The following is a 21,160-nucleotide window of genomic DNA, read 5'->3' as shown; positions in this document are numbered from 1 at the left end:
CCCGTGAGCACCACGCTTCTCTTTCACCCTACGCCCCACGCCACCTACGGCTTCCCGAATGCCCGGCGGCTCGCGCACGTCGCGTCCCCGCACCAGCAGATCGAAGTCTGGGAAACCCCGCAGCTCGGCCGCCTGTTCACGCTGGACGGCCGGCCGATGACGTCGGTCGGCGACGAGTACGTCTATCACGAGTGCATGACGCACCCGGCCGCGCTCGCGCACCCGTCGCCGAAGAAGGCGCTCGTGCTCGGCGGCGGCGACGGCGGCGCGGCCCGCCAGTTGCTCAAGCACGCGTGCATCGAGCGGATCGTGATCGCGGAACTCGATGACGAGGTGGTCGGGATGGCGCGCCGCTATCTCGACGACGTGCACCAGGGCGCGCTCGACGACCCGCGCGTCGAGGTCGTGATCGGCGACGCCGCGCATTTCGTCGAGTCGACCGTCGAGCATTTCGATCTCGTCGTGTTCGACCTCACGCCGCCCGATTCGCCGGCGGCCGGCCTCTATACGCGCGCGTTCTACGCGCGGCTCAAGCGGATCCTCACGCCGTGCGGCGCGATCTCGATGCATCTCGGCTCGCCCGTATTCCACGCATCGCGCATCGCCGCGCTGCTCGACGACCTGCGCGCAAGCTTCGCGGTCGTCGATCCGTTGTCCGCGCATGTGCCGCTGTACGGCTCGCAGTGGCTGATGGCGATCGCGAGCGACACGCTCGACGCAGCCGCGCTGTTCGCGCACGACATCGACGACCGGCTCGCGGCCCGCCGCGTCCACGGCCTGCGCTACTACGATGCGCGGCTGCATGCGTCCCTCTTTGCCCTGCCGTGCGCGCTGCGCGATACACTGGGCGTTCGCCGCTGAGCGTCCGGGCGGCCGCATCGCTCCGTTGTTCCGTCGAAATTCCGCATGGTTCGCCGTGCGAAACACGGAACCGGAGCGACCCGGACGCAGCGCCAACCTGGTCCCACAGGAGATTTTCATGACCGATCCACGTCCGGCCAACGTGCCTTGGTTGACGCCCTACCTGGCCGTACGCAACGCGCGCGCGGCCATCGATTTCTTCCAGGCCGCATTCGGCTTCGAGGTGCGCGACGTGCACGACGAGGACGGCGCGATCATGCACGTCGAGATGACGCATCGCGGCCAGTTGATCGTGATGTTCGCGCCCGAGGGCGCATTCGGTTCGACCGCACTCACGCCGAAAAGCGCGAATACGACCGCGCCGCAATCTTTTTATCTGTACGTCGACGACGTCGACGCCACCTGGCAGCGCGCGCTCGACGCGGGCGCGAAATCGCTGAGCGCGCCGCAGGACCAGTTCTGGGGCGACCGGTTCGCCCAGATCGAGGATCTCGACGGCTACCGCTGGGCGCTCGGGTGCCGTCTCCCCGCATGACCGAAACCGCAACACGCATGAACGAAGCCACCACCACCGCGGCCGTGCCGCGCTTTTTCGTCGACGCCGCACTGCGCGCCGACGTCACGCTCCCGTTGCCGGCCGACGTCGCGCGCCACGCGCAGGTGCTGCGCCTGCAACCCGGCGACGTGCTCGCGCTGTTCGACGGCACGGGCGGCCAGTACCGTACCCGGCTCATCGAAATCGACAAGCGCAGCGCGATCGTGCAAATCGAGACGTTCGAGCCCGCCGAGGCCGAGCCGCCCTATCGCGTGACGCTCGCGCAGGGGATCGCAGGCGGCGACAAGATGGACTGGGTGATCGAGAAGGCCGTCGAGCTCGGCGTCGCGGCGGTCGTGCCGCTGTCGACCGCGCGCGGCGTCGTGAAGCTGTCCGGCGAACGCGCGGACAAGCGCGTCGCGCACTGGCGCGGCGTCGTGCGTGCGTCGTGCGAACAGTGCGGACGCAACCGTGTGCCCGACGTGGCGCCGGTCGCCGGTTTCCACGCGTGGCTCGACACGCTGCCTGCCGTGCCGGCCGACGGCGAGCTGCGGCTGCTGCTGTCGCCGCGCGCCAGCATCCCGTTCGCGTCGCTGCCCGACGCGCCGCCCGCGGCAACCGTCACGCTGCTGATCGGGCCGGAAGGCGGGCTGTCGCCCGACGAGGAACACGCGGCGCGCGCCCGCGGGTTCACCGCGCTGTCGCTCGGGCCGCGCGTGCTGCGCACCGAGACGGCCGGCGCGGCCGTGCTCGCGGCGCTGGCAGCGCGCTGGGGCGGGTGGTAATGCGCAGGCCGTGCCCGCCGCGAGGCGGCACGGCGCGCCCCCGTCGTCGCGTCATCCTGACGCCGCGGTTTATCGTGACTTACTTGTCGCTCGACGAGCCCTGCGGCATCGCATCCGACAACGCATCGAGTACCGGCATCAGCACGTCTTGCGGGCTACCCGTCGTCCAGCCGCCGTCCAGGCTGTAAACGTCGATCTTGCCCGTCACGGGGCGCGTCACCGGCGCCGCGTCCAGCACCTGTGCCATACCCGAGAAGATCGCCTTGAACGCGGCGATCCGTGCCGCGTCGTTCTTGAGGCGGCCGTTGCCGAGCTTGGCCTGCAGCGCCTTCCCGCCGGGCTCCGCGTCCGGCACGCGGCACGCGAATTCGACCGTCGCGATCGTCTGGCCCTCGATGGCCGAGTTCGGTTGCAGCGACGATCCGGTTGCCTTGCATTCCGAGCGATTGATCGCGCGCTGATAGGCCGCTGACATACTCTCGACCGACGGACGCAACGCGGCGCCTGCCTTCGGCGGCATCGGCGCCAGCAGGCCTTCGGCCATGTCCTTGCGCATCGACTCGCCCATCGTCGACACGACGCCGACGTCGAGCGCGTCCTTGCCGCTGTAACTCGTGCGTACCGCGTCGTTGAATTCGCGGGCTTTCGACACGTCGCCGTTGACGAGTGCGCCGATATACAGGTCGACGGTCTGCTCGGGCGTCAGCGGCGCGGCATGCGCGGCGCCGGCCGCGACCAGCAGGGGCAGCACGACGGCGCGTGCGGAACGGGAAATACTCATGGGAAGACAGCCCTCTCTCGATGGTTTGTTGTACGCGCCCGATGCGGCGGCCGCCGCAGCCGGGCCGAGCGGGATTGTCTCGGAAAATGGCGTCAGATGAAAGGCTAATGTCAGCAGCCGACGTGCCGCACTGGCGCTTGCGCATTGCGCAGACGCAAAAAAGCCCGCTCGAGGCGGGCTTCTTTTTCCGGATCGGCCGCGGGCCGATGCGTGCTTATGCGAACGAGTAGAACACGCGGAACGCGACCTTGCGCTCGGCCCAGAACTCGGCCGCCTCGCGGAACACGTCGAGCAGCGTCTCGCGCCCTTCCTTGTCGAATTTCTGCGCGATCGGCAACCCTTCGAGGACGATCACGAAACCGGGCTGCGCGCCGGCCTTCGCGACGAGGTCGGTCAGGCAGTCGTACAGCGCATCGTAGTTCTTCCCGAAATGCTTCGGAAACAGGAACGAGGTCGCGATCGTTTCCATCACTTCCTGCTTCGACTGCGCGGCGCCGCAATAGGCAAACAGAAAGTGCTGGCCGAGCCGCGTGGCTTCGTCCGCGAGATCCTGCACGCGGAACGCGCGGATCGACTGCACGAGATTGGGTCGCACGGTCGTGAAAAGGCTCATAGGCTCCTCGTTCGATGAAAGCCCGGGTTCGGCTTCCTGTTGCTCCGGCGTACCGCCGGCCTGCGCCGCCGCGTTCAGCTGGATCACGCGTTGAAACAGATTGCCGTCGCCAGCCGCGAACAGTTCCGCCGCCGCCGTCTCGTGCGCGTAGATGGAGTCGCTCATGCCATTCGTTCCGATGTCATTCAACAATACGTTTAAAACTGCTGTAGTGGTCGCCCGTGTAGTAACAGTTGTCGATCCGGCGCAAGGGCCCGCCGCAGACGATCCGGCGCGCGCCGCGATTGCGGGCACGCGGCGTCGGCACCGTGTACTCATGGTAGTAGCCGCGCTTCGCCTTCGGCAGGATCCGCTCGCGGTTGCCAAACACGACGCCGTCTTTCTCGTACGGATAGGGGCCGCCGGCGCCGATCAGGCTCAGCGTGGTGACGGCCTCGCGCGGAAGACTGGCAGCCGGAATCGTATCGAGCCCGCTGGCGGCCACGTCGGCCGGAACGGCCTCCCGTGCGTATGCGGCGGAAACCAGACTGCCCGTCGGCGTACCGACGATACCCATCGCGAACATCGCGAAGACGGACGCGAGCGCGCCGTTGCGGAGCCACTTGCGTGCCATGAACCAGGGTTCCCGCTGTTAAATCAAGTAGTTGACGACCAACAAAGGCGTTAGCGTAGCGTTATTGGCCGCGCGAATCAATGTCCGTTTGGGAATCGAAAGCGTCGTGATACCCGAAATTCCGTATTTCTTACCGAAATCACACTACATTTATCTTACATGAGATAAAATGCGGACGGCACCTCTCCAACGGCAGGAACTGCCTCCTTGCCTTGCTCGCTGTCTGGAGTGGAGAGATGCTGCTTGTTGCTTGCGGGAAGCGCGCATGCGCCCTGCCCGGCGGCGTGCCCACTGCGGGCACGCCTCTTTTTGCTTTTGTTTACAATTTCGCCCGACCCGCCACGCCGGTTCGACCGGCCTGGCGCGTTCGTTTTGGCTCAGCGCGTGGCGTTCACGTCGGCGACCAGCAGCGCCGCCATGTTGACGATGCGGCGAACGGTCGCCGATTCGGTCAGCACGTGCACCGGCTGGGCAGCGCCCAGCAGGATCGGCCCGATCGCGATGTTGTTGCCGGCGGCCGTCTTCAGCAGGTTGTACGCGATGTTCGCGGCGTCGATGTTCGGCAGGATCAGCAGGTTCGCTTCGCCTTCCAGCGTCGATTCCGGCAGGATTTCCTTGCGCAGCCCGGCATCGAGCGCGACGTCGCCGTGCATCTCGCCGTCGACCTTCAGCTCCGGGGCGCGTTCCTGCAGGATCGCGAGCGTATCGCGCATCTTCTTCGCCGAAGGTGCGTTGCTCGTGCCGAAATTCGAGTGCGACAGCAGCGCGACCTTCGGCTCGATGCCGAAACGGCGCACTTCTTCCGCCGCCATGATCGTGATCTCGGCCAGTTGCTCCGGGGTCGGATCGACGTTCACGTGCGTATCGACCAGGAAAATCTGGCGACCCGGCAGCACGAGGCCGTTCATCGCCGCATACACGCTGCAGCCCGGACGCTTGCCGATCACCTGGTCGATGAAGTGCAGGTGACGGTGCGTGGTGCTGATCGTGCCGCAGATCATCCCGTCCGCTTCGCCCTTCTTCACCAGCATCGAGCCGATCAGCGTCGTGCGGCGGCGCATTTCCACGCGCGCGAGCTGCTCGCTGATGCCCTTGCGCGCCATCATCTTGTAGTACGTCTGCCAGAAATCGCGGTAGCGCTCGTCGTGCTCGGTGTTGACGACCGTGAAATCGGTGCCCGGCGTCAGGCGCAGGCCGTAGCGCTGGATACGGTGCTCGATCACCGACGGGCGGCCGATCAGGATCGGTTTCGCCAGTTTCTCGTCGACGATGATCTGAACGGCGCGCAACACGCGCTCTTCTTCGCCTTCCGCGAACACCACGCGCTTCTTCTCTGCCGGAGCGGCGCGCGCGATCTGGAAGATCGGCTTCATCGTCGTGCCGCTGTGATACACGAACTGCTGCAGGTGGACGCGATACGCCTCCATGTCCTCGATCGGGCGCGTCGCGACGCCGCCGTCCATCGCGGCCTGCGCCACCGCCGGCGCGATCTTCACGATCAGGCGCGGATCGAACGGCTTCGGAATCAGGTATTCGGGCCCGAACGACAGATCCTGAATGCCGTATGCGGTCGCGACGATGTCGCTCTGCTCGTGCTGCGCGAGCTCGGCGATCGCGTTGACGGCCGCGATCTCCATTTCACGCGTGATCGTCGTCGCGCCGACGTCGAGCGCGCCGCGGAAGATGAACGGGAAGCACAGGACGTTGTTGACCTGGTTCGGGTAGTCGGTACGGCCGGTGGCCAGCACCGCGTCCGGGCGCACTTCGAGCGCGAGTTCCGGCAGGATTTCCGGCGTCGGGTTCGCGAGCGCGAGGATCAGCGGGCGCTCGGCCATGCCCTTCACCATCTCCTGCTTCAGCACGCCCGCGGCCGACAGGCCGAGGAAGATGTCCGCGCCGTCGATCACTTCGGCGAGCGTCCGGGCTTCGGTTTCGCGCGCGAAACGCTCCTTGTCCGGATCCATCAGCTCGGTACGGCCCTTGTAGACCACGCCGGCGAGGTCGGTCACGATGATGTTCTCGATCGGCAGACCGATGTCGACCAGCAGATCCAGGCACGCGAGCGCGGCCGCACCTGCGCCGGAGGCGACGAGCTTGACCTTCTTGATGTCCTTGTTGACGACCTTCAGGCCGTTCGTGACGGCCGCGGCCACGACGATCGCGGTGCCGTGCTGGTCGTCGTGGAACACCGGGATCTTCATCCGCTTGCGCGCTTCGCGCTCGACGATGAAGCAGTCCGGCGCCTTGATGTCTTCCAGGTTGATCCCGCCGAAGGTCGGCTCCAGCGCGGCGATCACGTCGACGAGCTTGTGCGGGTCCGACTCGTTCAGCTCGATGTCGAACACGTCGATGCCCGCGAACTTCTTGAACAGGACCGCCTTGCCTTCCATCACCGGCTTCGACGCGAGCGGACCGATGTTGCCGAGACCGAGCACCGCGGTGCCGTTCGTGACGACGCCGACCAGGTTGCTGCGCGCGGTGAAGCGCGCCGCGTTGAGCGGATTCTCGACGATCTCCTCGCACGCATACGCCACACCCGGCGAGTACGCGAGCGCGAGATCGCGCTGGTTGATCATCTGCTTGGTCGGGGCGATCGCGATCTTCCCGGGGGTCGGGAATTCGTGATAGTCGAGTGCGGCTTCGCGGAGCTTGGCTTTGGAAGAGGCTTGAGTAGACATGTGTCTCTTGGCGGGCGGATTAGAATAACTGTTCGACGGCATTGTAGCGCCAATCATCGGCCGCCAGACCGGCGATTCGGGTGCAACAGCCGCGACAAAAATGGTCAGAACGGTGCAGGAACGTTGCCGCTTGCCTCGTACAATGCCGTTCCTTCCATCGTTTCGGATGACCCGCCGTGCCAGCCGCCCTTTCCGAGTTTTCGCTGATCGAACGCTTCTTCACGCGCCGCGCCGCGCAGGGCGCCCGCGCGTCGACGCTCGGCATCGGTGACGATTGTGCGCTGATCACGCCGCGATCCGGGAAATTGCTGGCCATTTCGACGGACATGCTGGTCGAAGGCCGCCATTTCTTCCCCGACGTCGCGCCCGATGCGCTCGGCCACAAGACGCTCGCGGTCAACCTGTCGGATCTCGCGGCGATGGGCGCCGAGCCGCGCGCCTTCACGCTCGCGTGCGCACTGCCGCGCGCCGATGCGGCCTGGCTCGAGGCCTTCAGCAACGGGCTGTTCGCGCTCGCCGAGCGCTACGGCTGCGAACTGATCGGCGGCGACACGACGAGCGGACCGCTGAACCTGTGCGTGACCGTGTTCGGCGAAGTCGCGCCCGACGCGGCGCTGCGGCGCGACGCCGCGCGCGACGGTGACGACGTATGGGTGTCCGGCACGCTCGGCGATGCGCGGGCCGGCCTCGGCGTCGCCCGCGGCGAGTGGACGGCCGGCGCGGACGAAGCGGCCACGTTCCGGCGCGCGCTCGAGCGGCCCGAGCCGCGCGTCGCGCTCGGCCTGGCGCTTGCGGGCGTCGCGCACGCGGCGCTCGACCTCTCCGACGGCCTCGCCGGCGACTTGCAGCACATCCTGACGCGCTCGAACGTGTGTGCCGAGATCGACGCCGACGCGGTGCCGCGTTCGGCGGCACTCGCGACGCTGCCGCCCGACGTGCAGCGCCGCTGCACGCTGGCGGGCGGCGACGACTACGAACTGTGCTTCACCGCGCCGGCTGCGGCCCGTGCGGCGGTCGAAGCGGCCGGCGCAACGGCCGCCGTGCCGGTCACGCGAATCGGTACAATACGCGCGTTGTCCGCGCCGTCGGCGCAACCCGCCATCGCGTGGCGCGACGCCGCCGGCGCGCCCCTCGCTCTCACGTTGCACGGCTTCGACCATTTCCATGCAGACTGACCCGACGCCCGCGCACGCCGCGGCCGAGCCCGGCGCCACGCAGCCTGCCCGCAAGCGCGTGACCGCGCGCTTCATGCTGTCGCACCCGGCGCACATCGTGTCGCTCGGCTTCGGCAGCGGGCTTGCGCCGATCATGCCCGGCACGGTCGGCTCGCTGTTCGGCTGGCTGACCTTCGTCCTGCTCAACCGCTACCTGACGGTGCCCGAATGGTGGGCGCTGATCGCCGTCGGCTTCGTCGCAGGCACGTGGATCACCGGTTTCACCGCGCGGAAGATGGGCACGCCCGATCCGGGCGCCGTCGTCTGGGACGAGATCGTCGCGATCTGGCTCGTGATGCTGTTCGTCACGCCCGCGACCTTCGTCGGCCAGCTGTGGGCGTTCGTCGCGTTCCGCATCTTCGACATGCTCAAGCCGCCGCCGATCCGCTACTTCGACCGCCGCCTGAAAGGCGGGGCCGGCATCATGGCCGACGACCTGGTCGCCGCGTTCATGACGCTGCTCGTGATCGCCCTGTGGCGCTCCGTCATCGGCTGACCGATTTCCCGACTCCCGTTTCCCGACGCGCATGCCAACCGATTCCGTCGTCCATCAGCTTGCGATCCGCGCAGGCAACAAGCTGCGTGACGAGCACCTCGCGCTCGCCACCGCCGAATCCTGCACCGGCGGCATGATCGCCGCCGCGATCACCGACATCTCCGGCAGCAGCCAGTGGTTCGAGCGCGGCTTCGTCACGTATTCAAACCAGGCCAAGATCGAGATGATCGGCGTGCCGCCCGACCTGATCGACAAGCACGGCGCCGTCAGCGAGCCCGTCGCGCGCGCGATGGCCGAAGGCGCGCTGCGCAACAGCCGCGCGCAGGTCGCGCTGTCGGTGACCGGCATCGCGGGCCCGGCCGGCGGCAGCGAGAAGAAGCCGGTCGGCACCGTGTCGTTCGCCTGGAGCAACCGGCTCCATACCGACGTCGAGACGCTCGTGTTCAAGGGCGATCGCGAACAGATCCGCACGCAGGCGGCCGCGCACGCGCTGCGCGGGCTGCTGAAGCTGCTCGACGAACGCGAAGGCTGACCGGGCCAGGGGCGCGCGGCGCCCCGCCGGCCCGCTTACTGGATCGCGTCGGGCTTCACGACGATCCAGTTCTTGTCCGCCGTGACGGGCAGGCCGAGCGACTTCTGCTTCGCGGCCGATTCGTCCGACCACGCGCGGATCTGGGCCATCTGCTTGTCCTTCTTGTTGACCCACACGCGCACGCCGCCGCGCGCGACGTCCGTCGCATTCAGCAGCATGTAGCCGTCGGACGTCGGCGTGTCGCCCGCGACGAGCACCGGCTTCTTCCACTGGTCGATCCAGCCGACGATCGAGCCGAGCTTGCCTTCGTACCACGTCATCGGGTTCATCAGGAACGGCGTGATCACGAGGCTGCGGTTCGCGGCCTCGTCGTACTTGCCGGCCTTGATCTGCAGCCGCGACGTGGTCAATGCGCCGGTCGCCGGGTTGCGCAGCAGCGTCGTCACGCCGATCACGTTCTGCGGCTTCACGTTGTAGCCGTACTTCGGATCGGACAGCACGAGCCGCGCGAGCTCCTCGTGCGCGGCCGTCATCACGTAGACCTCGATGCCGTTCTCGCGCAGCGCGTTGTACAGCTCCTGCATCCCGCGGAAGAAGCGCGGCGGGTTCACCGTGCCGTCGACCACCTTGTCGCCCTGCCAGTAGCGGATCGGGATCGGCTTGCCGTCGGCGAGCATCGCATCGACGTGGCGCTTCAGGTCGGCGAGCGACTGCCCGGCAAATGCCTGCGCGATCCACGGATAGCAGACGAGATCGTCGATCTCGCACAGCCGGTAGTAGTAGCTCGTCAGCGATTCCTTGTAGTCGGCCGAATCCTTGAACGGGATCAGCTTCAGCGACGGGTCGAGCGTGTCGCGCGTCAGCACGCCATGGTTCTCCAGGTACGGCAGCAGCGATTCCTCGAGGTCGTAGCGGTACGTCGTGTTGTCGGCGTCGAACACCGCGTAGTCGCCGCGGTTCGCGTGCGCGGCGATCATCGCGTTCAGCGCCTTCGCGCTGTCGGCCGGCCAGTGCTCGAGGTCCGCCGCGTGGGCGAACGTCATGCACAGCGATGCGGCAACTGCGCTCAGAAGATGACGGTACAGCTTGGGCATGGCGTCGCTCCCTTTCTTGACATTGTGATTACGGATCGATGACAAGCGGCAGCATCGCGCGACTAAATTGCAAGCATGCGATACGGAAGCGACGGGAAGTTGTCCGCGCGCGTCAACGCGGCGGACCCCGGAAGAGACAGGTGTGCGGGCCGCGAACGCGGGCCCGGCGATGCAAGGCCGCCCGGGCGGGCGGCCGGTATTTCAGCGATGCGCGTTGATCGTGTCGCGCGTCTTCTGCGCGGCAAGCGCCGCGGCTTCGGCGAAATCCTCGCCCTTGCTCGCGTACAGGATCGCGCGCGACGAGTTGATCATCATGCCCGTCGCGTCGGCCGTACGGCCCGCGTTGACGGTCGCCTGCACGTCGCCGCCCTGCGCGCCGATGCCGGGGATCAGGAGCGGCATGTCGCCGACGATCCCGCGCACGATCTCGATTTCCTTCGGGAACGTCGCGCCGACCACGAGGCCGAGCTGGCCGTTCTTCGCGTTCCACTTGTTCGCCGCGAGGTCGGCGACGACCTGGTACAGCGGGCGGCCCGGATGGCCGGCCCCGCCGGTCTCCAGGAACTGCAGGTCGGAACCGCCCGGGTTCGACGTGCGGCACAGCACGATCACGCCCTTGCCTTCGTGCTCGAAGTACGGCTCGACCGAGTCGTAGCCCATGTACGGGTTCACCGTGACGGCGTCCGCGCGATAGCGCTCGAACGCCTCGCGCGCGTACTGCTCGGCGGTGCTGCCGATGTCGCCGCGCTTCGCGTCGAGGATCACGGGCAGACCCGGATGCTGAAGGTGGATGTGCGCGATCAGCCGCTCGAGCTGGTCTTCGGCGCGATGCGCGGCGAAGTAGGCGATCTGCGGCTTGAACGCGCTCGCGTACTGCGCGGTCGCGTCGACGATCTGCCGGCAGAATTCGAAGATCGCGTCGGGCTGGCCGTCGAACTGCACGGGAAAGCGCGACGGCTCGGGATCGAGGCCGACGCACAGCAGCGAATTCGTGCGCTGCCACGCGGCGCGCAGCGATTCAATGAAAGTAAGCGGGGAAGACATGGCGGGTACTCGCGGCAAACCGTTGGTAGACCGCGTATTTTACCCGCGTCGCCGGCGCCCCTCACGAGTCGCGGCATTGCTGCGCGCATCGGCACGCTCGACGGTGAACGCGAAACGCCGCGTGAGCCGCTCGCCGGGCGCGAGCAGCGTCATCCCGTGCGCGGTCGCGCCGCCCGGCAGGTTCATCGCATTGATCGGATGATCGACCGGCTCGAAGCAGAAGAAATCCTCGCCCGGCGGCGTATAGAGCACGTACGCGTCGGCGTCGGCCGCGACGGTCAGCGACAGCCCGCGACGCGGCCAGCTCACCGTCGCGTGGCCGCCCCAGCCGGTGAACGCGTGATTGACGAGCGCGGCCGGCAGCGGATACGCGACGCCGAACTGCCAGGCCGGCGGCACGCTCACGTGCCGCACCGGCAGGAAATCGGCGCCCGACAGCCACAGCCCGCCGGCCGCGGCGGCCAGTTCGGTCACCGTATCGCGCACGAGGAACGGGTGCACGCCGAGCCCGAACGGCAACCGCGCGCGCCCCGCGTTCTCGATCGTCAGCGCGATCGACAGCGTCGCGTCGTCGAGCTCGAACGACTGGATCGCACGGAACGCATACGGCGCGCCGGCCGCCCGGTCGAGCGACAGTTGCAGCGACGTGCCGGTCGCATCGTCCACCTGCCACGGCGCGAGCCAGCCGTCGCCGTGAATCGGCAGCGGCTCGTCGCGGCGATTGCGCGGCACCGCGACCTTGCGCCCGTCGCATTCGAAGCGCCCGTCGCCGATCCGGTTCGAGTAAGGCAGCAGCGGATAGCACGCGAGCTCGTTCGGGTCGGTCGCCGTCTCCGGATGCTCGCAGCGGCGGAACACCGGCATCAGCGCGCCGTTGTCGCCGCGCCAGTCGAAGCGCGCGATGCCGCCGCCGAGGTGCGGCAGCACGTCGAGCCGCAGCGACGCGTTCGACAGCGTGACGGCCGCCGCATGCGCGGCGCCGACGCCCTGCGCGAACGCGGCCGTCTGCGGGCCGGGGCTGACCGGCTGCGCGGCGGCGGCCAGGCGCGCGCGGCGCGACTGGCTGGTGGACGACGATGCGCGCGAGGACGTGGCGGTCATGGTGAGCTCCTTTCCTTCGTCGAAGAAACGATGCAGGTCGATGCGAACGGTCAGGCCCAGCCGCCGTCGACGATCACGTCCTGCGCGGTGATCATCCGGCTGTCGTCGGCCGCGAGGAACAGCGCCATCCGTGCGAGGTCGGCCGGCAGCAGCTCGGCGTCGATGCACTGGCCAGCCTTGATCGACGCGCGGCCCGCGTCGTCGAGCCACAGCCGGCGCTGCTTGTCGGTCATCACCCAGCCAGGCACCAGCGAATTCACGCGGATGCCGAACGGGCCGAGGTCGCGCGCGAGGCCGCGCGTCAGCCCCTGCACGGCCGCCTTCGCCATCACGTAGACGGGATAGCCGCCGTTCTTCAGCATCCAGCTGATCGAGCCGAGATTGACGATCGAGCCGCCGCCCTGCTGCTTCATGTCGTCGATCACCGCCTGCGCGGCAAAAAACTGGTGGCGCAGGTTCACCGCGATGCCCGCGTCGAACGACGCGGGCGTCACATCGCCGATCGCGTGGCGCGTGTCGTTCGCCGCGTTGTTCACGAGCACCGCGATCGCACCGATGCGCGCCCGGATCGCATCGATCGCATGGCGCAGCGCATCGATGTCGGTCAGGTCGCACTGGAGGAACAGCGGCGCGTGACGCGCCTGCGCGAGGCTATCCGCCAGCGCGGTGCCGGCCGCAGCGTCGAGATCGACGAACGCGACGCGCGCGCCCTGGCCGACGAAGTGTTCGACGAACGACGCGCCGATGCCGGTTGCGCCGCCCGTGATCAGCACCGCGCGATCCTCGAGGCTCGGGTAGCGTGCATAGCGCGCATGGTTGGCTGCGTGCGGATCGTGCGCGGAAGTGTCGATGGTCATGCGGTTCGTCTCCGTGGAAACAGGTCGGGTCAGTCGCGTACGCCGCGGTTCTTCAACTGGTCGAGCAGCACCGCCGCGAGCAGGATCGCGCCGCGCACGAGGTACTGGTAGAACGCGTCGATGTTCAGCAGGTTCATCACGTTCTCGACGGTACCCATGATCAGCACGCCGATCACGACGCCCGAGATCGTCGCGCGGCCACCCATCAGCGACACGCCGCCGAGCACGCACGCCGAGATCACGTTCAGCTCGAAGCCCTGCGCGGCGTTCGGCTGGCCCGACGTGATGCGCGACGCGAGGATCACGCCCGCGAGCGCCGTCACCGCGCCCTGGATCAGGAAGATGTACACGCGCGTACGTTCGACGTTGATCCCCGCGAGCCGCGACGCTTCCGGGTTGCCGCCGATCGCGAGCGTGTTGCGGCCGTACACGGTCTGGTTCAGCAGCACGCCGAACCCGATGAAGCACAGCAGCGTGACCCAGATCGGCAGCGACACGCCGAACATCGACATCCCGCCGAGCGCGATGAAGGTATCCGACGATACGCCGACCGCCTGCCCCTTCGACACGATGAAGCCGAGCCCGCGCACGATCTCCATCGTCGCGAGCGTCGTGATCAGCGCGTTGATGCGCAGGTACGCGATCACCGCGCCGTTCACGAAGCCGATCGCCGCGCCGGCCGCAACCGCCGCGATGATCGCGACGAACGTGTTGTCGGTCGCGTTCAGCACCATCGCGCACAGCACGCCGGAGAACGCGACGGTCGAGCCGATCGACAGGTCGAAGTCGCGCGACGCGAGACAGAACATCATCGTGCACGCGACCATGCCGATCTGCGAGATCGACAGCGCGAGGCCGAGCATGTTGTCGATCGAGAAGAAGTGATCGACCGTCAGCGACATCGTGATGAACATCACCGCGAAGATCGCGATCAGGCTGTATTCGGTCAGGTGCTGCCACCACTTCTGGCGGTCGCCCTGCTGCGGAACCAGCGCGTCGGCCGTCGGCTTCACGGCGGCGCTGGCAAGATTTTCGTTGACTTGCATGATGGTGTCTCCTGCTCCTGCATCGCGCGGCCCGCGCCGCGCATGTTCGATTCGAATGTCGTGTATCGCGTCAGGCTGCCTCGACCGCGCTCGTCTGCGGCAGCGCGAGGTTCAGCACCGCGTGTTCGTTCGCCTGCTCGCGCGGCAGCTCGCCGGCGATCCGGCCTTCGCGCATCACGACGATGCGGTCGGACACGCCGAGCACTTCCGGCAGCTCCGACGACACCATCACGATCGCGCAGCCGCGCTCCGCGAGCCGGTAGATCACGTCGTAGATCTCGTGCTTCGCGCCGACGTCGATCCCGCGCGTCGGCTCGTCGAGGATCACGACCTTCAGGTCGGGCTCCGCAAGCCAGCGCGACAGGATTGCCTTCTGCTGGTTGCCGCCCGACAGGAAGCGGATCTTCTGCCGCCGGTTCGGCGTCTTGATCTTCAGCCGCTGGATGAAGCGGTCGGCCGTTTCGCGTTCGGCCTTGCGGTTGATGAAGAGCCCCGCGCGCAGCGAATGGCGGCGGCAGCTGATGTTGATGTTCTCCGCGACCGACGCGATCGCGATGATCCCCTCTTCCTTGCGGTCCTCGGGGCACAGCACGATGCCGTGGCGGATCGCGTCGCCGGTGCGCTTCACGTCGATGCGCGCGCCGTCGAGCGTCAGCACGCCCGCGCGGCGGCGGTCCGCGCCGTACACGAGCCGCATCAGTTCGCTGCGTCCCGCGCCGACGAGCCCGAAGAAGCCGACGATCTCGCCCGCGCGCACCGAGAAACTCGCGGGTTCGCGCAATGCCGGGCCGTCGACGCCTTCGGCGGAAAACCGCACGTCGCCGAGCGCGCGCGGCGCGTAATGGTAGATATCCGAAATCTCGCGTCCGACCATCTCGGCGACGAGCCGCTCGCGCGGCACGTCGGCAAGCGATTCATGCGATGCGATCTTGCGCCCGTCGCGGAAGATCGTGCACGCGTCGCAGAGCCGGTAGATCTCGTCCATCCGGTGCGAGATGTAGATCAACGCACGGCCCTGCGCGCGCAGGTCGTCGACGAGCTTGAACAGCACCTCGGTCTCGCGATGCGACAGCGAGCTCGTCGGTTCGTCGAGCGCGATCACGCGCGCATTGCGCATCAGCGCCTTGCAGATCTCGACCATCTGCCGCTGCGCGATCGACAGCCGCCCGAGCTTCGCGTCGGGATCGAGATCGACGCCCATCGCCGCGAGCCGTTCGCGCACGTAGCGCTTCGCCTCGCGCTTTCTCACCCAGCCGAACGCATTCGGCAGGCGGCCGAGCAGCAGGTTTTCCGCGACCGTGAGATCGGGTACGTACTGCAGCTCCTGGTGAATCACCGCGATGCCGGCCGCGATCGACGCGGCCGCACTCGCGAACTGCACCGGCTGGCCGTCGACCAGCACGCTGCCCGCATCGGGCTGATATTCGCCGCCGAGAATCTTCAGCAGCGTCGACTTGCCCGCGCCGTTCTCGCCCATCAGGCCATGTACCTCGCCCGCATGCACGTCGAACGAAATGCCGTCGAGTGCGCGCACGCCGGGAAATACCTTGCCGATATTGTCAAAACGCAGTGCCGCTGACACGTCGTCTCCCCACTTCCGAATCGATCGACCGCCGGCCGCCGCATCGCCGCGGCAGCCGGCGGGCCGTTTACTTCGACGCGAGCCCCATCTCGTCGCGCACCTTCGACACGTTGTCGCGCGTCGCGAGCATGCCGGTCGTCAGCGTCAGCGGCGGCGGCGCCTTGCCCTGCGTGATCCACGTGTACATCAGGTCCGAGGTTTCCTCGCCGTGGCGCTTCGGGCTGATGATCACGGTGCCGTAGAAGCCCGTCGGCTGCGGCTTCTTGAACTCGCTCAGCGCCGAATCGGAACCGCCGATGCCGATGCCGATCATGTTGTCGGCCTTGAAGCCGCGCCCTTCCGCTGCGCGCACCGCGCCGAGCACGGCCTCGTCGTTCAGGCCGTAGGCGACCCAGTGCTTGAATTGCGGATTCTTCGTGAGCGCGATGTTCGCCGCGTTGAACGCGTTTTCGGTGTCGGTCTTCGCCTGCGGCGCCGCGATCACGTTCGCCTTCGGGAAGCCGGCGGCCACCAGCGCGTCGGTCGCGCCGCTCGTGCGGTCATGCGCGGTCGGCAGCTGCTCGTAGGTGATGTCGATCGCGCCGACGTCCTTCATGTCCCAGCCGCGCTTCTTGATCTCGGCCGCGATGCCGTCGCCGACCTGCTTGCCGATGTTGTACGCGGAGATCCCCATGTGCGGCACCGACTCGATCGGCTTGCCCGCGCCGTCGACGAGGCGGTCGTCGACCGTCATCATCTTCAGGTTGTGCGACTTCGCCTTCGCGACGATGCCCGGCCCGAGCTTCACGTCGGGCGTGCAGATGATGAAACCCTGCGCCTTCTGCGCGGACAGGTTGTCGATCGCGCTCATCACCTTCTCGCCGGACGGCGCGCCGATCTTCACGAGCGTGAAGCCCTTCTGCTTCGCGGCGATTTCGGCGAATTTCCACTCGTCCTGGAACCACGGCTCCTCCGGCTGCTTCACCAGGAAGCCGATCTTGACCGGGTCGGCCGCATGCGCAACCGGGCTCCCCATCACCACCGCGGCCGCAGCGGCCAGCGTTACGAACGTTCTGCGTTTCATCTCCAGTGTCTCCTTGTCTTCATCGAACAGGATGCAGCCGCTTGTTGGTTTCGACGCAGCGTGCGCGCGGCCGTCGCACGTGCGGTCTTTCAAATCGTTGCGTCAGTCGTGATACAGCGCCGCGCGCCCGCCATCGACGGTGATGCACGCGGCATTGATGAACGGCGCCTCGTCGGATGCCAGGAACACGGCCGTCATCGCGACCTCCTCCGGCCGGCCGATCCGCTTCATCGGCTGCAGCGCGAGCGTGTCGGCGCGCGCGGCCGCCGGATCGGGCTGTGCATCCCACCAGTCGCGCGTCAGTTGCGTCTCGATGTAGCCCGGCGCGATCGCGTTCACGCGCACGTTGCGGGCCGCGTATTCGATCCCGAGTGCGCGCGTGAGGCCGAGCACGCCGTGCTTCGCGACCGGGTACGGAAAACAGCCCGGGATGATCCTGAAGGCATGCGTCGACGCGATGTTCACGATGCTGCCGCGACCGCGCTCGACCATCCCCTCCAGCGCCGCGCGGCAGCCGTGCCACACGCCGTCGAGGTCGACCGCGAAACAGCGGCGCCAGTCTTCGTCGGTCATCGTCAGCGGATCGGCGAACACGTTGATGCCCGCGTTGTTCACCAGCACGTCGAGCGGGCCGAAGGCCGCTTCGGCCTGCGCGAGCGCAGCGCGCACCGCGTCCTGCCGCGCGACGTCGGCCTGCAGCGGCAGCACGCGCGCGCCGTCGAATTCCTGCGCAATCGCGGCAGCCGTGCGCTGCGCCTGCGGGAAGTCGAGGTCGACGAGCGCGACGGCCGCGCCCTCGCGGACGAACGCACGGGCGATCGCGGCGCCGATGCCCCGGCCCGCGCCCGTCACCATCGCGACCTTGTCCGCGAGGCGGCCCATCATGCGGCTCCGCCGCGCGCGACGCGCAAGCCGGCCTGGAACGCGCGCGCGTTCACGGCGGTCGTGTCGGCCAACTGGCCGGGCCGGTACAGCGCCGAGCCGAGCCCGAACCCGTTCGCGCCGGCCTTGAGGAACGGCTCCATGTTGTCCGGCGAGATCCCGCCGACCGGGATCAGCGGCACCGCCCGGTCGATCACCGCGCGCCACGCCTTCACGACGTGCACGCCAAGCTGCTCGGCCGGGAACATCTTCAGCACGTCGGCACCGCTCGCGAGCGCGGCAAACGCCTCGGTCGGCGTCGCGACACCCGGTGCGCTCGCCAGGCCGCGTTCGCGTGCGCGACGAATCACGGCCGCGTCGCTGTGCGGCATCACGATCAGCGCGCCGCCCGCGTCCTGCACGCGATCGACGTACTCGGCACGCAGCACGGTGCCCGCGCCGACGATCGCGTCGTCGGGCAATGCGCGCCGCAGCGCCGCGATGCTGTCGAACGGGTCCGGCGAGTTGAGCGGCACCTCGACGATCCGGAAGCCGGCTTCATACAGCGCATGGCCGTGGTCGGCCGCTTCGGCGGGCGTGATGCCGCGCATGATCGCGATCAGCGGGCAGGCATCGAACGCGCGCATCAGTGCGGCATGTGGCGCGTACGGCGCGGGCAAGGTCAGGTCGGACGGCATCGAAGGTTCCTCTGCAAACAGTTCATTGGTCGGCGCAGACGGGCTCGCCGTCCGCGCGCACGAGCCCGGCACGCGACGCGATCCGCCACAGGCCGCGCTCGGTCGCATGCGCGGCGACGCGCGCATGCGACTGGCCGAATTCCCGGAGCGCGTCGACGTAGCGCGCACACAAACCGTCGTCGCCGATCAGCAGCAGCGGCTGGTTCGCGAGCGCGATGCCGCGCTCCGCGAGCATCGCGTCGAGCGCATTGAGTTCATGACCGATCAGCAGGCCGGACAGGTAGTCGCCCTGCGCATCGGGCGCGAGCCGGTCGGTCAGGCCGAGCGTGCGCGTGCTGAAAATCGTCGCGAGCAGCCCGGTGCGCTGCGCGCCGCGTGCGACCGCCACGCCGCGCACGAACGCCGCGTGATCGGGCGATGCCCCCGCGCGCATCGTGCGGCCGAGGATCGTGTGATCGCGCAGCACCGCGAACAGTTCGCCCGTCATGAAGGTCTGGAAGCGTTCGATCAGCCCGTCCTTCACCCATGCCCATTTCGCATGCGTGCCCGGCAAGCCGATCAGTACCCCTGAACGATCGGCGCCAAGCGTGGGATCGCTCGCGAGTGCACCGACTATCTGCGTTTCTTCGCCGCGCATCACGTCGGGCAGTTCGCCCGTCGCGATCACGCCCGGCACGATCGAGACCGTCGCGCCGCGCGACGTCGTCACGGTGGTGAGACCCGCGACGAGCGCATCGGCGCCGGCCGGCACCGCGACGTACGGCGCCTCGCGCCAGCCCTGCGCGCTGCCGACCATCCCGGCGGCGAGCACCGGCAGGCCGGGCGTACGGTCGAGCCAGTCGCCGCACGCTTCCTCGAACACCGCGTCGAACGCGCGCGCACCGCCGCCCGGCACGTGCATCACGCCTGCCGCGCGGCTGCGCGTGTCGATCAGCGCACCGTGCGCGTCGTACAGATACGCGCGCAGCGACGTCGTGCCCCAGTCGAGCGCGATCAGCGACGGAGGGGTGGAACTGGCATCCGGAACGGGCCGGGTCGAAATCGTCATCGTTTGATCCTGCGGGTACCCTGCGGCGGGCTCCAGCCCAGTTCCGCGGAAATGGCTCGCGCTTCGCGCTGCACGAGCGGAATCAGTTCGTCCATCCGGTCGTGCGGCATGTACGGAATCGTGCTCGCGACCGACACGGCCGCGACGACCGCACCCGATGCGTCGCGGATCGGCGCGGCCACGCAGCGGATCGACGCCTCGTTTTCCTCGAGGTCGAACGTATAGCCGCCGGCCGCGTAATGGGCCATGCGCTGCAGGAACGCATTCGTCTCGGGCCGGTTGTCGGGCTTGAAATTGACGCCGGCCAGCGCGCGCCGCGCGGCCTCGAACAGCGAGCGCCACAGCTCGGGCTCGAGGTCGAGCATCATCGCCTTGCCGATGCCGGTGGACGCGAGCGGCATCCGGTGGCCGACGCGCGAGCGCATCTCGAGGCCGCGCGTGCCGGGAATCTTGTCGATGTACAGCACGTCGTCGCCGTCGCGCACGCCGAGGTGGATCGTGTCGAGCGTCGCTTCCGCGAGCGCTTCGAGATGCGGGCGCGCCACCGCGGTGAGCGGCATCTGTTCGAGTGCGATCGTGCCGAGTTCGATCAGCTTCGGGCCGAGCAGGTAGCCGCCCTGCACCTGGCGCAGGTAGCGCGCCTGCACGAGGCTGCTGACGAGACGGTGCGTCGTGCTGCGCGTCGTGCCGAGCGCGGCGCCGATCGCACGCATGTCGCGCGCGCCGTTCGCGATCGCCTCGAGGATCGCGAGGCCGCGCAGCAGCGTCTGCGTGCCGGCCTGCTGCGCGGCGAGGTCGAGCGGCGTGCTGGTCGCGCCGATACTGTCGGTCAGCGACACATCGTCCGGCGTCACGCGCCGGGCGTCGAGGGCAAGGGTGTCGGGCATCTTGGTCATGGGGCGGGCTTCTTCAACGGAATCGGTGAAGCCGCTCGCGCGGCGCCGGAACTGCGTCCGGTGCTGCGGCGTGGCGGCGGTCGATGCACCGAGTAAAGCGCCCGGCGAACTTCATGGAAGGTGTCTCCGTGTGCGACGGGCGCCGCGCGATGCGTGGGTCCGAAGCTGTCGATGTGCTTCGGATTGTAGGAGCGCACGCACTTGTCTCCAATATTTGAATGCGTTGCCCAGATAATGAGAATTCAGGCCCGACCCGCCGCATGCTCGACGCGACGGCCGCCCCATGTGCACGGGGGCGGAACCCGCCATGTCGCAGGTTCCGCCCCCGTTTGTTCACCGCTTGTCGCGCTTACTGCTGGCTGCTCGTACTGCGTGCCTGCATGTAGCGCTGCACGTCCGCGAACGACACGCGTCCGTTGCCGCTCGCATCGATCTGCCGGAAGTGGTTCGCGACATAGCCGAGGCCGGCCGCGCGCGCCTGCGACTCGGTGATCGAACCCGTGTTCTGCGTGTCGGCCGCGCCGAACTGCCGCGCGAGCTTGCGCACCACCTGCGCATGCAGCGCGGCCCCGGTGGTCTGCGTGCCGGCGGTCGCGCGGCGCGCGGCCGGCGGCACGTACGGATCGCCGAGCTGCGCCTGGCGTGCACGCGCCGGTGCGGCGGCGTCGCTCGCCTGGGCGAACGCGGATACGGATGCTGCGGCGCCGACGCATGCGAGCGCCGCGGCAACGACGATGAAACGATTCTTCATATCAGGCTCCA

Annotated in this window: 22 protein-coding genes; 6 read left to right on the top strand and 16 right to left on the bottom strand. The window is 68.2% G+C overall.

Features of this window, described 5'->3' with window-relative positions:
- Nucleotides 1-3: 3 nt before the first annotated feature.
- The 3 genes from speE to AC5LXK_RS02905 all read left to right on the top strand — a co-directional run bounded on the left by speE (nucleotide 4) and on the right by AC5LXK_RS02905 (nucleotide 2,181).
- Entirely contained in the window at nucleotides 4-861 is an 858-nt protein-coding gene (speE, locus tag AC5LXK_RS02915) for a polyamine aminopropyltransferase (RefSeq protein ID WP_493390235.1), read from the top strand.
- A 118-nt stretch (nucleotides 862-979) separates the two neighbouring features.
- Complete coding sequence (locus AC5LXK_RS02910; protein WP_493390234.1) at nucleotides 980-1,396, top strand: VOC family protein; 417 nt, start codon at nucleotides 980-982, stop codon at nucleotides 1,394-1,396.
- 17 nt (nucleotides 1,397-1,413) lie between these two features.
- Entirely contained in the window at nucleotides 1,414-2,181 is a 768-nt protein-coding gene (locus AC5LXK_RS02905; protein ID WP_493390233.1) for a 16S rRNA (uracil(1498)-N(3))-methyltransferase, read from the top strand.
- A gap of 79 nt (nucleotides 2,182-2,260) precedes the next feature.
- On the opposite strand, the gene AC5LXK_RS02900 is transcribed toward AC5LXK_RS02905, so the two are convergent.
- From AC5LXK_RS02900 to AC5LXK_RS02885, 4 genes are all read right to left on the bottom strand, one after another.
- Nucleotides 2,261-2,962, bottom strand: a complete 702-nt coding sequence (locus AC5LXK_RS02900) for a hypothetical protein (protein WP_493390232.1) — start codon at nucleotides 2,960-2,962, stop codon at nucleotides 2,261-2,263.
- A gap of 214 nt (nucleotides 2,963-3,176) precedes the next feature.
- Nucleotides 3,177-3,740: a barstar family protein gene (locus tag AC5LXK_RS02895; RefSeq protein ID WP_493390231.1), complete on the bottom strand. Its 564-nt coding sequence runs from the start codon at nucleotides 3,738-3,740 to the stop codon at nucleotides 3,177-3,179.
- 16 nt (nucleotides 3,741-3,756) lie between these two features.
- Nucleotides 3,757-4,188: a guanyl-specific ribonuclease gene (locus AC5LXK_RS02890; RefSeq protein ID WP_493390230.1), complete on the bottom strand. Its 432-nt coding sequence runs from the start codon at nucleotides 4,186-4,188 to the stop codon at nucleotides 3,757-3,759.
- Between the two features lie 377 nt (nucleotides 4,189-4,565).
- Entirely contained in the window at nucleotides 4,566-6,908 is a 2,343-nt protein-coding gene (locus AC5LXK_RS02885) for an NADP-dependent malic enzyme (protein WP_493390229.1), read from the bottom strand.
- Nucleotides 6,909-7,042: 134 nt separating this feature from the next.
- Between AC5LXK_RS02885 and thiL the strand changes: the two genes are divergently transcribed.
- The 3 genes from thiL to AC5LXK_RS02870 are packed head-to-tail and all read left to right on the top strand — an operon-like array spanning nucleotide 7,043 to nucleotide 9,108.
- Nucleotides 7,043-8,041 carry a thiamine-phosphate kinase gene (gene thiL / locus AC5LXK_RS02880; RefSeq protein ID WP_493390228.1) on the top strand — a complete coding sequence of 333 codons (999 nt, stop codon included), beginning with the start codon at nucleotides 7,043-7,045 and terminating at the stop codon, nucleotides 8,039-8,041.
- A complete protein-coding gene (locus tag AC5LXK_RS02875) occupies nucleotides 8,031-8,576 on the top strand; it encodes a phosphatidylglycerophosphatase A family protein (protein WP_493390227.1) in 546 nt (181 codons plus the stop codon). Before thiL ends, AC5LXK_RS02875 begins: the two co-directional genes overlap by 11 nt.
- 31 nt (nucleotides 8,577-8,607) lie before the next feature.
- A complete protein-coding gene (locus AC5LXK_RS02870) occupies nucleotides 8,608-9,108 on the top strand; it encodes a CinA family protein (protein WP_493390226.1) in 501 nt (166 codons plus the stop codon).
- Nucleotides 9,109-9,143: 35 nt separating this feature from the next.
- On the opposite strand, the gene AC5LXK_RS02865 is transcribed toward AC5LXK_RS02870, so the two are convergent.
- From AC5LXK_RS02865 to AC5LXK_RS02810, 12 genes are all read right to left on the bottom strand, one after another.
- Nucleotides 9,144-10,202 (bottom strand): haloacid dehalogenase-like hydrolase, encoded by a 1,059-nt coding sequence (locus AC5LXK_RS02865; protein WP_493390225.1) that lies wholly within the window; start codon nucleotides 10,200-10,202, stop codon nucleotides 9,144-9,146.
- Nucleotides 10,203-10,403: 201 nt separating this feature from the next.
- Complete coding sequence (gene pyrF / locus AC5LXK_RS02860; RefSeq protein ID WP_493383398.1) at nucleotides 10,404-11,246, bottom strand: orotidine-5'-phosphate decarboxylase; 843 nt, start codon at nucleotides 11,244-11,246, stop codon at nucleotides 10,404-10,406.
- Nucleotides 11,247-11,285: 39 nt separating this feature from the next.
- Complete coding sequence (locus AC5LXK_RS02855) at nucleotides 11,286-12,347, bottom strand: aldose 1-epimerase (RefSeq protein ID WP_493390224.1); 1,062 nt, start codon at nucleotides 12,345-12,347, stop codon at nucleotides 11,286-11,288.
- Between the two features lie 50 nt (nucleotides 12,348-12,397).
- The gene (locus AC5LXK_RS02850) at nucleotides 12,398-13,204 is read right to left on the bottom strand and encodes an SDR family NAD(P)-dependent oxidoreductase (RefSeq protein ID WP_493390223.1); all 807 of its coding nucleotides are present in this window, start codon (nucleotides 13,202-13,204) and stop codon (nucleotides 12,398-12,400) included.
- 29 nt (nucleotides 13,205-13,233) lie between these two features.
- Nucleotides 13,234-14,250, bottom strand: coding sequence for an L-arabinose ABC transporter permease AraH (araH, locus tag AC5LXK_RS02845; protein ID WP_493390222.1), 1,017 nt, complete (start codon nucleotides 14,248-14,250; stop codon nucleotides 13,234-13,236).
- Between the two features lie 70 nt (nucleotides 14,251-14,320).
- Nucleotides 14,321-15,832 (bottom strand): L-arabinose ABC transporter ATP-binding protein AraG, encoded by a 1,512-nt coding sequence (gene araG, locus AC5LXK_RS02840; RefSeq protein WP_493390221.1) that lies wholly within the window; start codon nucleotides 15,830-15,832, stop codon nucleotides 14,321-14,323.
- A 67-nt stretch (nucleotides 15,833-15,899) separates the two neighbouring features.
- Nucleotides 15,900-16,895 carry an arabinose ABC transporter substrate-binding protein gene (locus AC5LXK_RS02835; RefSeq protein ID WP_493390220.1) on the bottom strand — a complete coding sequence of 332 codons (996 nt, stop codon included), beginning with the start codon at nucleotides 16,893-16,895 and terminating at the stop codon, nucleotides 15,900-15,902.
- A 102-nt stretch (nucleotides 16,896-16,997) separates the two neighbouring features.
- On the bottom strand, nucleotides 16,998-17,777 hold the full coding sequence (locus AC5LXK_RS02830; protein WP_493391176.1) for an SDR family oxidoreductase: 780 nt from the start codon (nucleotides 17,775-17,777) through the stop codon (nucleotides 16,998-17,000).
- Entirely contained in the window at nucleotides 17,777-18,454 is a 678-nt protein-coding gene (locus AC5LXK_RS02825; protein WP_493390219.1) for a 2-dehydro-3-deoxy-6-phosphogalactonate aldolase, read from the bottom strand. Before AC5LXK_RS02825 ends, AC5LXK_RS02830 begins: the two co-directional genes overlap by 1 nt.
- 22 nt (nucleotides 18,455-18,476) lie before the next feature.
- A complete protein-coding gene (locus AC5LXK_RS02820) occupies nucleotides 18,477-19,502 on the bottom strand; it encodes a 2-dehydro-3-deoxygalactonokinase (RefSeq protein WP_493390218.1) in 1,026 nt (341 codons plus the stop codon).
- A complete protein-coding gene (locus AC5LXK_RS02815) occupies nucleotides 19,499-20,398 on the bottom strand; it encodes an IclR family transcriptional regulator (protein WP_493390217.1) in 900 nt (299 codons plus the stop codon). Before AC5LXK_RS02815 ends, AC5LXK_RS02820 begins: the two co-directional genes overlap by 4 nt.
- 349 nt (nucleotides 20,399-20,747) lie before the next feature.
- On the bottom strand, nucleotides 20,748-21,149 hold the full coding sequence (locus AC5LXK_RS02810) for an EF-hand domain-containing protein (RefSeq protein WP_493390216.1): 402 nt from the start codon (nucleotides 21,147-21,149) through the stop codon (nucleotides 20,748-20,750).
- Nucleotides 21,150-21,160: the final 11 nt, after the last annotated feature.

This window comes from Burkholderia pulmonis, from assembly GCF_984667975.1.
Note: the sequence above shows the minus strand (reverse complement) of the source record. Positions and strands in the feature narration are given on the sequence as shown.